Source organism: Mesorhizobium sp. P2_D6, assembly GCF_056404315.1.
Window position 1 is genome coordinate 207,100 of record NZ_JBFUEG010000007.1, and the last position, 12,679, is coordinate 219,778.

At 64.3% G+C, this 12,679-nt stretch carries 13 protein-coding genes; 8 read left to right on the plus strand and 5 right to left on the minus strand.

Features of this window, described 5'->3' with window-relative positions:
• Positions 1 to 188: 188 nt before the first annotated feature.
• From iolE to phnN, 6 genes are all read left to right on the plus strand, one after another.
• Entirely contained in the window at positions 189 to 1,106 is a 918-nt protein-coding gene (gene iolE / locus AC1D1L_RS17300; RefSeq protein WP_477342721.1) for a myo-inosose-2 dehydratase, read from the plus strand.
• 43 nt (positions 1,107 to 1,149) lie between these two features.
• Complete coding sequence (locus AC1D1L_RS17305) at positions 1,150 to 1,380, plus strand: DUF3329 domain-containing protein (protein WP_477342722.1); 231 nt, start codon at positions 1,150 to 1,152, stop codon at positions 1,378 to 1,380.
• Positions 1,381 to 1,385: 5 nt separating this feature from the next.
• Complete coding sequence (iolB, locus tag AC1D1L_RS17310) at positions 1,386 to 2,198, plus strand: 5-deoxy-glucuronate isomerase (protein WP_477342723.1); 813 nt, start codon at positions 1,386 to 1,388, stop codon at positions 2,196 to 2,198.
• Between the two features lie 256 nt (positions 2,199 to 2,454).
• Positions 2,455 to 3,162, plus strand: coding sequence for a DUF1045 domain-containing protein (locus AC1D1L_RS17315; protein ID WP_477342724.1), 708 nt, complete (start codon positions 2,455 to 2,457; stop codon positions 3,160 to 3,162).
• 32 nt (positions 3,163 to 3,194) lie between these two features.
• Complete coding sequence (locus AC1D1L_RS17320; protein WP_477342725.1) at positions 3,195 to 4,334, plus strand: alpha-D-ribose 1-methylphosphonate 5-triphosphate diphosphatase; 1,140 nt, start codon at positions 3,195 to 3,197, stop codon at positions 4,332 to 4,334.
• Positions 4,331 to 4,960 (plus strand): phosphonate metabolism protein/1,5-bisphosphokinase (PRPP-forming) PhnN, encoded by a 630-nt coding sequence (gene phnN, locus AC1D1L_RS17325; protein WP_477342836.1) that lies wholly within the window; start codon positions 4,331 to 4,333, stop codon positions 4,958 to 4,960. The genes AC1D1L_RS17320 and phnN overlap by 4 nt, the downstream gene beginning before the upstream one ends.
• Positions 4,961 to 4,962: 2 nt before the next feature.
• On the opposite strand, the gene AC1D1L_RS17330 is transcribed toward phnN, so the two are convergent.
• The 3 genes from AC1D1L_RS17330 to AC1D1L_RS17340 form a co-directional block, all read right to left on the minus strand.
• A complete protein-coding gene (locus tag AC1D1L_RS17330) occupies positions 4,963 to 5,952 on the minus strand; it encodes an ABC transporter permease (RefSeq protein ID WP_192255331.1) in 990 nt (329 codons plus the stop codon).
• Positions 5,953 to 6,025: 73 nt separating this feature from the next.
• A complete protein-coding gene (locus tag AC1D1L_RS17335; RefSeq protein WP_477342726.1) occupies positions 6,026 to 7,564 on the minus strand; it encodes a sugar ABC transporter ATP-binding protein in 1,539 nt (512 codons plus the stop codon).
• A 137-nt stretch (positions 7,565 to 7,701) separates the two neighbouring features.
• Positions 7,702 to 8,664 carry a sugar-binding protein gene (locus tag AC1D1L_RS17340; protein WP_181056760.1) on the minus strand — a complete coding sequence of 321 codons (963 nt, stop codon included), beginning with the start codon at positions 8,662 to 8,664 and terminating at the stop codon, positions 7,702 to 7,704.
• A gap of 584 nt (positions 8,665 to 9,248) precedes the next feature.
• Here AC1D1L_RS17340 and AC1D1L_RS17345 point away from each other — a divergent pair.
• Positions 9,249 to 10,370, plus strand: a complete 1,122-nt coding sequence (locus AC1D1L_RS17345) for a LacI family DNA-binding transcriptional regulator (RefSeq protein ID WP_477342727.1) — start codon at positions 9,249 to 9,251, stop codon at positions 10,368 to 10,370.
• Between the two features lie 90 nt (positions 10,371 to 10,460).
• On the opposite strand, the gene AC1D1L_RS17350 is transcribed toward AC1D1L_RS17345, so the two are convergent.
• Positions 10,461 to 10,793, minus strand: coding sequence for a twin-arginine translocation signal domain-containing protein (locus tag AC1D1L_RS17350; RefSeq protein WP_477342728.1), 333 nt, complete (start codon positions 10,791 to 10,793; stop codon positions 10,461 to 10,463).
• Positions 10,794 to 10,907: 114 nt separating this feature from the next.
• A complete protein-coding gene (locus AC1D1L_RS17355; protein ID WP_477342729.1) occupies positions 10,908 to 11,825 on the minus strand; it encodes a LysR substrate-binding domain-containing protein in 918 nt (305 codons plus the stop codon).
• A gap of 81 nt (positions 11,826 to 11,906) precedes the next feature.
• Here AC1D1L_RS17355 and AC1D1L_RS17360 point away from each other — a divergent pair, with 81 nt between their 5' ends.
• Positions 11,907 to 12,617, plus strand: a complete 711-nt coding sequence (locus AC1D1L_RS17360; RefSeq protein ID WP_477342730.1) for a haloacid dehalogenase type II — start codon at positions 11,907 to 11,909, stop codon at positions 12,615 to 12,617.
• The last annotated feature ends 62 nt before the right edge of the window (positions 12,618 to 12,679 follow it).

The window sequence follows — 12,679 nt, forward strand, 5'->3', positions numbered from 1 at the left end:
CCCGTATAGGGACGGGGAGAGGCACGCAGTCATCACCGGTTTCGCCAATCACCGTCGTCGCAAGAAAGACGCCGAGGTCGCGGCTAGACCCCTTCTCCCCGTCACTATACGGGGAGAAGGTGCCGGCAGGCGGATGAGGGGCAGCGCCGGCGGCAAAAGAATGAACTGTTTCAATCCGGAGTGACGACTTGAAAGCCAAACTGGGCATGTCCCCCATCGCGTGGTGGAACGACGATCTTGCCGAACTCAGCGACGACGTCTCGCTGGAAGAATGTCTGCGCCAGTCACGCTCGGCGGGCTTTACCGGCATGGAAATGGGCCGGCGTTTTCCCAACGATCCCGCTGTCATGCTGCCGATCCTGAAGAAGGCCGACGTCACGCTGTGCGGCGGCTGGTTCTCCGGCACGCTGGTCGACGAGGACATAGGCAAGAACAAGGATCGCATCCAGCCGATGATCGACCTGTTCAAGGCGGTCAACGCGCCTTGCATCGTCTATGGCGAGGTCGGCCGCTCGATCCAGGGCGACCGTTCCAAACCGCTTGCCACCAAGCCGAAATTGTCGGGCGACGAGATGAAGGCCTATGGCCGGCGACTGACCGAGTTCGGCGAATGGTGCGCCGAGCAGGGCATGCCACTGTCCTATCATCACCACATGGCGGCGGTGGTCGAGACCGAGCCGGAACTCGATGCCTTCATGCGCCATTCCGGCGACGGCATTCCGCTGCTGCTCGATGCCGGCCATCTCGCCTTTGCCGGCGGCGACGTGCTGCGCGCCATCGACAACCACCACAAGCGCATCAGTCATGTCCATGTGAAGGATGTGCGTATGGCTGTCATCGACGGGCTCGACCGCACGAAACAGTCCTTCCTCGATGCCGTGGCGCTCGGTGCCTTCACTGTGCCGGGCGATGGCTCGCTGGATTTCGGCGCCATCGTGCAGCGCTTCGCCGACCATGGCTATGAAGGCTGGTTCGTCGTCGAGGCCGAGCAGGACCCGAAGAAGAACCCGCCGCTGAAGATGGCGCGGGTCGGCCATAAGGAGCTGATGCGGGTGATGACGGCTGCCGGCTACACCGTCGAGACGCAAGGGTTCCCCAATGTCTGATGCGACGGGTTTCCGCCGAGCCAGCTTGCTGTAGATTGGCCCGATGAAAGATTACGAACACCCATTCTTCCGGCCGCTGTGGCGGCGCGTTGCCGTCGTCGCCGTCTGCGTGATCTGGGCGATCATCGAATTCGCCTCCGGCACGCCGTTCTGGGGCGTCATCGCGCTCGGCTTCGCCGGCTACGCCGTCTGGCAGTTCTTCTATCTCTACAAGCCGGTCGACGAGGCGAAGCCTCCGGTCGAGCCGAAGACTGGCGCCGAACCGAAGGAATGACCGCAATGTCGAAACTGCTCGTCAAAGCCGACAAGGGCCATGGCCGCGTCGCCCATGTCACGCCCAAAAGCGCCGGCTGGACCTATGTCGGCTTCGACCTGCACCGGCTGAAGCCGGGCGAAAACGCCTCGGGAAAGACGGGCGATCGCGAAGTCTGCCTGGTGTTCGTCACCGGCAAGGGCACGGGAACAGCCGGCGGCCAGGAACTCGGCCTGCTGGGCGAGCGCATGTCGCCCTTCGAGGGCAAGCCATGGTCGGTCTACGTCCCGCAGGGATCGGACTGGTCGGTGACTGCGGACACCGATCTCGAACTCGCGGTTTGCTCGGCGCCGGGCCTGGGCGGCGGCCTGCCGGTGCGCGTCATCGCACCTGACGATCTCGGCCAGGAAGTGCGCGGCAAGGGCACCAACACGCGTTACGTCACCAACATATTGCCGGAGGGCAAGCCGGCCGACTCGCTGCTGGTGGTCGAGGTCATCACGCCCGGCGGCCATACATCGAGCTATCCGCCACACAAGCACGACCAGGACAATCTGCCGGCCGAATCCTATCTCGAGGAAACCTACTATCATCGCCTCAACCCGCCGCAGGGCTTCGCCTTCCAGCGCGTCTATACCGATGCCGACAAGTCGGGCGCCCGCGAACTGGACGAGGCGATGGCGATCGAGGACGGCGATGTCGTGCTGGTGCCCAAGGGCTACCACCCCTGCGCCGCCTGCCATGGCTACGACCTCTATTACCTCAACGTCATGGCCGGCCCGAAGCGGACGTGGAAATTCCACAACGCGCCCGAGCACGAATGGCTGATGAAGGCCTGACCACCCCTGTCTTTCAGGGGGAAGCTGTTGGCCCAGTTCGGAAAAATCGTCGGCTAACGACCGATGGGGTCGATTTGCCATCGAAAACCCTTCAAGCTTCGTCAATCCGTCATGGAAATCACCTATGGCAGCGGGGACGGTGCATGTCGCCCAAAAGTGCGCAGCGGTTTTGGGATAACGACATGCCGAAGCAAATAGACTTAAAGCGCGCCGCATCGAGTCCTCAAGAGGCGGCGCGCTTTAACGAGGATTTTCGATGCGCTACGCCATCTATTTCACCCCAAGGCAGGACGAGCCACTGGCGCGGATCGCCGCCAACTGGCTGGGACGTGACCCCTTCGGCGCCGCCACAAAGCCGGTCGAAGCGGTGGGCGACCTGTCGGCGGCGGAAGTCGCCTTCCACACCGCATCGGCGCGCCGCTACGGTTTCCACGCGACGCTGAAGGCGCCCTTCCGGCTGGCCGCCAACGAGACCGAAAGCTCCCTGCGTGCCGCCCTCGACGTCTTTGCCGAAGCGACGCCGACCGTCACCATCCCGCGCCTCATCGTCAGCCAGATCGACGGCTTCTTCGCTTTGGTGCCGCAAGGCCCGCTGCCGCCGCTCAATCGTTTTGCCGATGATGTCGTGCTTGGCTTCGACCGCTTTCGCGCTCCGCTGACCGAAGCCGAGATCGAGCGCCGCAGCCCGGATTCGCTGAAGCCGGCCGAGTTCCGCAATCTCTGCCAGTGGGGCTACCCCTATGTCTTCGAGACGTTTCGCTTCCACATGACCCTGTCCGGCCGGGCCGGGCCACAGGAAAGCCTACGTCTGCGCGCAGCAATCGACAGCCTGTTCGTCGAGGTGCTGCAGCAGCCGGTGCTGGTCGATGCGCTGACGCTGTTTGTCGAAACCGAACCGGGCGCCCCGTTCATGGTGCTCTCCCATCATGCGCTCGGCCGCCGCGCGGCCAGAAAAACCGCCTGACCACTTCGCCTGAAACCCAAGGACTGCCTGAGATGACTGCCGAGACCGTTTTGACCAATGCCCGCATCGTGCTTGCCGACGAGATCGTCGAGGGCTCGCTCGTACTGCGCGACGGTTTTATCGCCGGCATCGACGCCGGCACCGGGCGGACCGGCGAGGATATGGGCGGCGACTACATCATCCCCGGCCTGGTCGAGCTCCACACCGATCATCTCGAAGGCCATTATGCGCCGCGGCCGAAAGTGCGCTGGAACCCGATCGCCGCCGTGCTCGCCCATGACGCGCAGGTCGCCACCGCCGGCATCACCACGGTGCTCGACGCCTTGCGCGTCGGCATGGACGAGGATGCGGATCTCACCTCCGACGACATCCGCAAGCTGGCCGATGCCATCGAGGACAGCGTGGCGCAGGATCGCCTGCGGGCCGACCATTTCCTGCACCTGCGCTGCGAGGTCTCGGCGCCGGACTGTCTGCAGGCCTTCGCCAATTTCGACGGCGATGAGCGGGTCAAACTGGCGTCGCTGATGGACCATGCGCCGGGACAGCGCCAGTTCGTCAACCTCGAGACTTACGCCTATTACTATCAGCGCAAGCTGAAGCTGACCGATCGCGACTTCAAGCTGTTCTGCGAAAAGCGCATGTCGGAATCGGCGAAGAATTCGGGACCGAACCGGGTAGCGATATCGGCCGCCTGCAACGAGCGCGGCATTGTGCTGGCAAGCCATGACGACGCCACATCAGGCCATGTCGACGAGGCAATTGAGCAAGGCGTGCGCGTTGCCGAATTCCCGACCACGCAGGAAGCGGCCAAGGCTTCAAAGGAGGCTGGACTCGGAGTGCTGATGGGCGCGCCCAACGTCATGCGCGGCGCCTCGCACTCCGGCAATGTTTCGGCCCGCACGCTGGCCGCCGACGGACTGCTCGACATCTTGTCGTCCGACTACATTCCCTTCAGCCTGATCCAGTCGGCCTTCTTTCTAGGCGACGTCGTCGAAGGCATTTCCCTGCCGCAGGCGGTCGCCATGGTGTCGAAGAACCCGGCCGAGGCCATCGGCCTCAGCGATCGCGGCGTCATCGAACCGGGCCGCCGTGCCGATTTGGTGCGCGTGCGCGTCGACGACCATGTGCCGGTCGTGCGCACCGTCTGGCGCCAGGGACGCCGGGTGGCCTGATGGTCTCGGCGTCGATCGAGCGCGAACTCACCGCCGAGGCCTTTCCGGTCCGCAACGGCGTCTTTGTCGCCGTCGTCGGCCCGAGCGGCGCCGGCAAGGATACGGTGATCGGCTACGCCAAGGCGCTGTTTGCCGATGAGACAAGGCTGGAGTTCGTGCGCCGGGTCATCACCAGGCCGAGCGACGCGGCAAGCGAGGACCACGACACGCTGGCCGACGCTGCCTTTGTCGAGGCCGAGGCTGATGGCGCCTTCGCCATTTCCTGGGAGGCGCACGGTCTGCGCTACGGCATCCCGGCCGATGTCGACTGGTCGATTGCCAACGGCCACGTGGCGGTCGCCAATGTGTCGCGCGCGGTCATCCCGGTTCTGCGTGAGCGCTATGCCAATCTGGCTGTAGTCGAGATCACCGCTGCCCCGGAAATCCTCGCCGAACGGCTCGCCCGGCGCGGCCGCGAATCGCGCGGCGAAGTGCTCGCCCGCCTCGCCCGCAGCGCCAATGTCGCTTTGTCCGGACCCGGCGTCACCTCCATCGACAATGGCGGCCCGCGCGAAGCCGCCGGCGAACGCTTCGCCGAAGTGCTGCGCAAGGCGATGGCGTTCTCCGACATGTCGGGGGTAATTTAGCACTACTCCGCTGCCACGGCGCCCTTGCGGCTGGCGTCGAGCATCAGCCGTCTTGCGCGGAACACGCCCCATTGCTGGTCGACCAGCACGCCGATGAGGATCACGCCGCCCATCACCGCGAAGTTGAGCGAAGACGGGATGCCGAGCAGATTGACCAGGTTCTGCAACTCCTGCAGCAGCACGGTGCCGAGGATGACGCCGACCAGCGAGCCTTCGCCGCCGCGCAGCGAGAAGCCGCCGAGCACCGCCGCCGCGATGGCGTAGAGTTCATAGAACTGGCCATGGCTGGCCGGCGAAATCGAGCGCGTATACATGGCGAAATAGATCGCCGACAGCGCCGTCAGCACGCCGCAGATGACATAGGCGGCCATGACGACGCGGCCGGTGCGGATCCCGGAATATTTCGCGGCTTCCTCGTTCTTGCCGATTGCATAGAGATAGCGGCCGAACACCGAGCGGTGCAGCACCACCCACATGACGATGGCGATGACGATCAGCGCGATGAAGCTGTTGGGCACGCCCCATGACCGACCCGCGGTGAGGAATTCCAGCTCCGGAAAATTCTGCCCGAAGCCGAAGCCCGCCGTGCCGTCGGCGGTGTAGAAGCGCGCCACGCCGCGATAGATCAGCAGGCCGCAGAGCGTCACCACGAAGGGCTGCAATTTGAGCCGGGTGATCAGCCAGCCATGCACCAACCCGATGATGCCGCCGAGCACCAGGATCAGCGGCAGCGCAATCGGCCATCCCAAACCGCGTACGGCGATGAAGTCGATGAACAGCGTACCGAGCAGGGCAACCACCGAGCCGACCGACAATTCGATGCCGCCGGTGATGATGACGAAGGCCTGGCCGATCGACAGGATGCCGAACAGGCCGATCAGGTTCGACGTATTGGCAAGATTGATCGGCAGCAGGAAGCGAGGGTTGATGATCGCCACCACCGCTCCGACCACCAGGATCAGGATCAGCAGGCCGAGATCTTTCTTGCTCATGTTTTCTCCCCCAAGCAGGTACCGCAAAAGTGTTCCGCAGTTTTGCGACCAGAACCTGCGGCAAAGCAAAATGCTATTTTGGCTTCTTGCCGACCGCCAGCAACAGCACGTTTTCCTGGCTGAATTTTTCCTTGTCGAGAATGCCGGAAATCTGGCCCTCATGCATGACGGCGATGCGGTCAGACACGCCGATCACCTCTTCCATGTCGCTGGAGATCATCAGCACGGCGACGCCGGCATCGGCCAGCGCCCGCATCAGCCCGTAAATCTCGGCCTTGGCGCCGATGTCGATGCCGCGCGTCGGCTCGTCGAGAATCATCACCTTGGGGTTCATCGCCAGCCACTTGCCCAGCACCACCTTCTGCTGGTTGCCGCCCGACAGCGTGCCGGTGCGCGTCTGCACCGATGGCGCCTTGATGCCGAGATCCTTCTTCTGCTTCTCGGCTGTGACGGTCTCCGCTTTTGCCGACACCAGCTGGCGCTTCGCATGGGCCGGCAGATTGGGCAGCGAAATGTTTTGCGCGATCGACAAATCGAGCAGTATCCCGGTCAGCTTGCGGTCTTCCGGGACGAGAAAAATGCCGTGCGCGACGGCATCGGCCGCCGAGCCCAGGACAAGCGGCTTGCCGTCGAGTTCGAGCGCGCCGCCAAGTGTGCTGTCGATGCCGAAGAACACCCGCGCCAGTTCGGTCCGGCCAGAGCCGACAAGGCCGGCAAGGCCGAGGATCTCGCCACGCCTGACATCGAGATCGACCGGCCGGGCAGGGTAGGCGGGGGTGCGTACAGCTTTGGCCGATAGCGCCGTTGTGCCCGGTGCCCGCGCCGCTTCGGACGCTTTCTCGCGTTCCTTCAGCATGCGGCCGATCATCAGCTTGACCATCTGGTCGTGGTTGATGGCGCTCTTCGGCAAAGTGCCGGCCAGCATGCCGTCGCGCAACACCACCACCCGGTCGGCGACGCGTTCGACCTCGTGCAGCCGGTGCGAGATGAAGATGACGCTGATACCATCGGCCTTCAGCGCCTTGATGACGTCGAGCAGCTTGTCGGTTTCGGCGATCGGCAGGCTTGAGGTCGGCTCGTCGAGGATGACCAGCCGCGCCTTGATCGACAGCGCCTTGGCGATCTCGACCATCTGCTGCTGCGCCAGCGACAGGTCGGCGACCGGCGTATCGGCGGAGAAATTGGCGCCGACGCGCTTCAACAATGGCGCCACCATCTCGCGCAGCCTGGCGCGGTCGACCAGCCGCAGCGGCCCGCCACGCAACGGCTCGCGGCCAAAAAAGATATTGGCGGCGACGTCGAGGTTTTCGAACAGGTTGAGTTCCTGGTGGACGAAGGCGATGCCCGACCCCAGGCTGCCTTCGACGCTAAGCCCGTCATGCGCAACGCCGTCGACGGTAATGGTGCCGCTGTCCGGCCGGGTGACGCCGCCGAGGATCTTCATCAAGGTCGATTTGCCGGCGCCGTTTTCGCCGACCAGGCCGATGACCTCACCCGGCCTGACGTCCATGGAAAAGCCGTCCAGCGCGACAACGCCTGGATAGGTCTTGCGCACGTTCTCGAGGCCGAGGAACGGGGTAGTCGCTGCAATGGATGTGTCGGAATAGTTCATCAAGCCACAATTGATCGCGCTTGCCAGCAGCCGCTGGGCCAAAATGGCCCCTTCAGCAGACTGACGGGCCTTCGCCCGCCCGTCAACACGATCGCCGGCCCAAGGCGAACCTTGAGCCGGCGTAACCGCTCGTGGCCTCAGTTTCCGGACATCGCCTTCAGATTGGCCGCATAGGCGTCGACATCGTCCTTGCCGATGATCTTGGTCGGGATGATGATCAGGCCGCCTTCCGGAATGCCGGATTTGTCGCCCTTGAGATAGGCGGCCATCAGCTTCATGCCCTGGTAGGCCCATTCGAAGGGCTGCTGCACGACGGTCGCCGCCACCGTGCCTTCCTTGACGCCGCCCAGCGTGATCGGATCGTCATCGAAACCGACGACGGTGATCGAGCCGAGCTTGCCCGCGTCGCGCAGCGCTTCATAGATGCGCGGCGTGTTGTAGGAGTAGAAACCGACCATGCACGTGATGTCGGGGCTGGCGACCAGCGCGTCCTCGACATTCTTCTTGGCGCGCGCCTGGTCGATGTCGTCGCCGCGCACGTCGACCAGTTCGATCTTGCTGCCGGCGAGACCGTCCTTCATGCCTTGGATGCGTTCCTTGGCATTGTCGGCGCCGAGCAGGCCGACGAAGCCGAGGCATTTGCCGCCGTCGGGCATCGCCTTCTTGGCGATCTCGGCCGCCTGCTTGCCGGCGTCGACATTGGACGAGCCGATATAGGCGACGCGCTTGGTCTGCGGGGCATCGGAGTCGGTGGTGAACAGCGCCGTCTCAGAGGCGATCTTGTTCAGACCGTCGGTCGAGGTCTTGGGGTCGACGGCCGAGACCATGATCCCCTTGACGCCGGCAGTCACCAGATCGTCCATCAGCCGCTGCTGGATGGCGACCGAGGACTGCTCGGGATATTTGAGTTCGAGATTGTAGTCGGGCAGCTCGCCCTGCGCCTTCTTGACGCCGGCTTCCGCCGCCTTCCAGAAGTCGGACGCGCCGTTGACGACGAAGGCCAGCGTCGGCTTGTCGTCGGCGCGCGCAATGGCTGTCGCCGTCAGGCCAAGCAGCAGGGCTGCCGTGGCTACGGATGCATGTCGTATCAAGGATTTCATGTTCAACCTCCCGTTTTGGCTCAGTCGTCGGACTGAACCGATCTTGCATTCACTGAATTGCCACTTGCGATTTGGACGCCCTCCTCCTCAGGGTTCCCGGCACTGAAAGAATGGCGTCGTTCCAGTCGCGATTACGGACTTTAGAGACTCATCCCGTGCTCGTAAATAGTCTGATTTGTCTGACATATCACATGTCCGAGGCAGAGCTTGCGGAGGCAATCCCCGCTCGCCATCAGGCCATTCACGCGCACTTCTCGCCGCGCGGGTCCCAGCCGGACCGGACGCGGCGGATTGACGTTACAGCGCATTTTTGTATTAGTAAACGGTATTAGTAAGGGGTCCCATGCGAGGGCGCTGGCAAGGCGGCGGGGCTCGTTCTCCCAAGGTGCGCCGCCTCGGCAGCGTCCAAGCGGATGCCTTGCAGTTGTTGAGTTACGACCGAACGGAGAGGCGTAGCGGCAGCGAGCTGAAGCTGCTAATAAACATAATCATATCCGGCGACTTCTATTAGTGGATGGCGCCGAACCATCTTGTCGCCCTGACTGGCTGCCGCTAGACAGGCCGTGGATTGGGACACGAATGCCATGAGCGATACGATTGACCCGGACGGCCCGGCCAGCGACGCGGCGCGGCGGCGCAAGGCGCCGGCGAGAACCGCAAAAGGCGGCCGCGTCACCATGACGGATATTGCCAGGGCTGCCGGCTGCTCGCAGGCGACCGTCTCTTTCGTGCTCAACAATTCGCCCGGCATCAGGCTGTCGCAGCAGACGCGCGAGCGGGTGATCGACGCCGCGCGTGCGCTCGGCTATTCCGCGCCCGCCTTCTCGGCGCTGCGCAAACCGGTTCCCGCTTTCGAAGGGCTTGATGGCGTCATCGGCTTCGCCGTCGACCAGCTGGCGACCAGTCCGGAAGCCGTCGTCGCCATCGAGGGCGCGCGCCAGGCGTCGTGGAACGCCGGCAATGTCTTGCTGGTGGCGCAGACCATGGGCGACGCCGTCATGGAGCCGCGCGCCATTGCGGCCCTCACCAAGCGCGGCATCTCGGCGCTGATCTACATGACCATCTTTACCCGCGAGATCACGGCGCCCGACTTCCTCTATAGCCTCGACATCCCGGTCATCCTGCTCAATTGCTACACATCCGACTATGCCTTCCCCGCCGTGGTTCCCTCGGAGATCGCCGGCGGCCAGAGCTCGACCCGGCATCTGATCGGCCACGGCCACCGCCGCATCGCCACCATCACCGGCGAACCCTGGATGCAGGCAGCCCAAGACCGCCTGAAAGGCTACCGCAGGGCGCTCGCCACCGCCGACATTCCGTTCGATCCGGAGCTGGTGGTCGAAGGCGACTGGTCGGCAAGTGCGGGCTATGCCGCGACCGTCAAGCTTCTTGCGCTGAAGGACCGCCCGACCGCCATCTTCTGCCAGAACGACCGCACGGCCATCGGCTGCTACGAAGCGCTGAAGGAGGCCGGCCTGCACATACCGCAGGACATCTCCGTCGTCGGCTATGACGATGAGGAGATCGCCCGGCATCTGTTCCCGCCGCTGACGACATCCATCCTGCCGCACATGGCCATGGGCCAATGGGCGATCGAGCAGCTCGAAGTGCCGCCGCCTCCCGGCCGCGGCCGCTATCCCATCACCAAGCTGGAATGCCCGTTGGTCGAGCGCGACTCGGTGGCGGCAGTGGCGGGGCCAGCCTGATCTGCCCATCCCGAAGCAAATCGGGATGGGTCTGTTTCAATATTTGCGCCGCTGGGCAGGATTTATCCAAACCCTGGGATCAGCCTGCGGCTAGAATCGCAAGATGACATAGGAGCGCCTGCGATAGCAGCGCCTGTGCCACCGGCCATAGCGCCAGAACCTGCGGCAGTGCCGTCTCCACACGCGCCGCCGCCGGTGACGATAGTGCCATCGCCGATGGTAGATCTGCTCGACATCGCCCGGGCCTTCGTCGTCATCGAATGCATTGGCATCCTGCTTGTCGAGCTCATCGAGAATGCCGTTCCCGACATTGGGAACCCCGGCCATAGCCTCGAGCGGCCGAACCGTCGTAGCAAGCGCCGCGGCCCCCGCAACGCCGAACAATGCTGTCAAGAATGATCGCCGATCCATCAAAACCTCCATCAGAGGATAAGGCTAACATCAGCCAGATAGAGCGGCTGAGACAAAAGGCCAGAGGACTTTGGGGGCTGGTATAAAAGGGGTTAATCAGGCAGATGGCAGCCAACCAGGCGGCAGTTAGCGCAAGGCTGCAACCGGGCGCCGCGCTTCCTTCGGCTGGGCGACAGAGCCATGCAGAATGCCGCCGATGTTTGCGACCAGAAACGCGGCCAGATCGCGCGCCGGCGCATCCAGCCTTTGCGAGGGCGCGATCAACGCCAGCTCCGACGGCGGCTGTTCGGCAAAACCGTCGGCAGCGGTCAGCAGGCGGTGCTCGGGAAGCACCGCATCCACCGGCAGCAGGCTGATGCCCAGCCCCGACGCCACCGCCGCCTGCACGCCGATCAGCCCCTGGCTTGTATAGGCGATGCGCCACATCCGCCCCGTCGCCTCGATCGCGCGCGTCGCCCTTTGCCGGTAAATGCAGCCTTGCGGAAACATGGCGAGCGGCACGGGGTCGGCGTCGAGCGCACCGGACGGGCCGGCCACCCAGGCAAGCGTCTCCTCCCAGCGCCCCAGGCAAGGCGCGTCGCCAGGCTCGCGCTTGATCAGCGCCAGATCGATCTCGCCATTGTCGAGCAGGCGCCGCAGCTCAAAACTCCAGCCGCTGACGGTGTCGAGCCGCAGATGCGGCGACGCCCGGGAAAATCCCGACAGCAAATCGATCAGCCGCCGGCCGGCAAAGTCTTCCGGCACGCCGAGCCGCACCGTCTTTGGCGCCGCGGGCTGCCGCAGGGCCGCTTCCGCCTCGGCCGAGATCGACAGCAGCCGGCGTGCGTAGCCGAGCAGCACTTCGCCCTCTTCGGTGACCTGCACGCCGCCCGGCGCGCGCTCGCGCACAAGCAGGCTGTGGCCGACGCTGTCTTCCAGCCGCTTGATCTGCTGGCTGATGGTCGACTGCGTCAGGTGAACGCGCTCCGCCGCGCGCGTAAAACCGCCGGTTTCGACAACCGCGACGAAGCTGCGCAACAGATTGAGATCCATTCGAATTTCCACTTGATCCTATCGCAACATTTAATTTTCAAATGACTGAGATCGCTGCCACTGTCCAGCCAACTTTCCCTGAGGTTTCTCCAAATGGCATTGAACGGGCCGCGCCCGACCTGGCTTACATTCGATTGCTACGGAACGCTGATCCAATGGGACGAAGGCCTGATGGCGGCGATGGAAACGATTCTCGCGCGCAAGGGCCGCAAGATCGCGGCGGAAGACTTCATCCCCGTCTATGACCGGCATGAGCATGAGCTGGAGCATTCCAGGCCGCATCTGTCCTTCGCCGACGTCACGGCCAGGGCCTTGCAGCTGGCGCTGCGGGATTTCTCGCTGGAGGCGGCGGCCGACGACGCGGAGCTGCTGACCGCGTCGATAGGCAAGATGCCGCCTTTTCCCGAGATTGTCGCGACGCTGCGCCGGCTAAAGGATGCCGGCTTCAGGCTGGCGATCATCTCCAACACCGATGACGCCATCATCGCAGGCAACGTCGCGCAGCTCGGCGGATCGATCGACCGGGTCATCACCGCCGAGCAGGCGCAGGCCTACAAGCCGTCGCGGCAGATCTTCGAACATGCATGGCGAACCCTCGGCGTGACCAGGGACGAGCTGGTGCACATCTGCGCCAGCCCGCATCTCGACCTGGCCGCCGCGCGCGATCTCGACTTCCGCGCCGTCTGGGTCGACCGCGGCACCGGCCGGCGCCCACCGCCCGACTACCAGCCGGACGCGATCGCGCACGGGCTGGATGACGTGCCCGGGTTGTTCGAAGCCGCAGGCTGGCTTCCGGCCCGGTAGGCGGGCATGCGAAAGCGCGTCACCTCCGAGATGCCTGCGCGAGCGGGGCCGTCAAAGCCGGG

Excerpts from the sequence above, each read along its gene's own strand:
- AC1D1L_RS17305 (WP_477342722.1), top strand. The coding sequence starts at position 1,150 with ATGAAAGATTACGAACACCCATTCTTCCGGCCGCTGTGGCGGCGCGTT.
- AC1D1L_RS17350 (WP_477342728.1), bottom strand. The coding sequence starts at position 10,793 with ATGGAGGTTTTGATGGATCGGCGATCATTCTTGACAGCATTGTTCGGC.
- AC1D1L_RS17315 (WP_477342724.1), top strand. The coding sequence starts at position 2,455 with ATGCGCTACGCCATCTATTTCACCCCAAGGCAGGACGAGCCACTGGCG.
- AC1D1L_RS17335 (WP_477342726.1), bottom strand. The coding sequence starts at position 7,564 with ATGAACTATTCCGACACATCCATTGCAGCGACTACCCCGTTCCTCGGC.
- AC1D1L_RS17345 (WP_477342727.1), top strand. The coding sequence starts at position 9,249 with ATGAGCGATACGATTGACCCGGACGGCCCGGCCAGCGACGCGGCGCGG.
- AC1D1L_RS17330 (WP_192255331.1), bottom strand. The coding sequence starts at position 5,952 with ATGAGCAAGAAAGATCTCGGCCTGCTGATCCTGATCCTGGTGGTCGGA.
- AC1D1L_RS17340 (WP_181056760.1), bottom strand. The coding sequence starts at position 8,664 with ATGAAATCCTTGATACGACATGCATCCGTAGCCACGGCAGCCCTGCTG.
- AC1D1L_RS17360 (WP_477342730.1), top strand. The coding sequence starts at position 11,907 with ATGGCATTGAACGGGCCGCGCCCGACCTGGCTTACATTCGATTGCTAC.
- iolB (WP_477342723.1), top strand. The coding sequence starts at position 1,386 with ATGTCGAAACTGCTCGTCAAAGCCGACAAGGGCCATGGCCGCGTCGCC.
- AC1D1L_RS17320 (WP_477342725.1), top strand. The coding sequence starts at position 3,195 with ATGACTGCCGAGACCGTTTTGACCAATGCCCGCATCGTGCTTGCCGAC.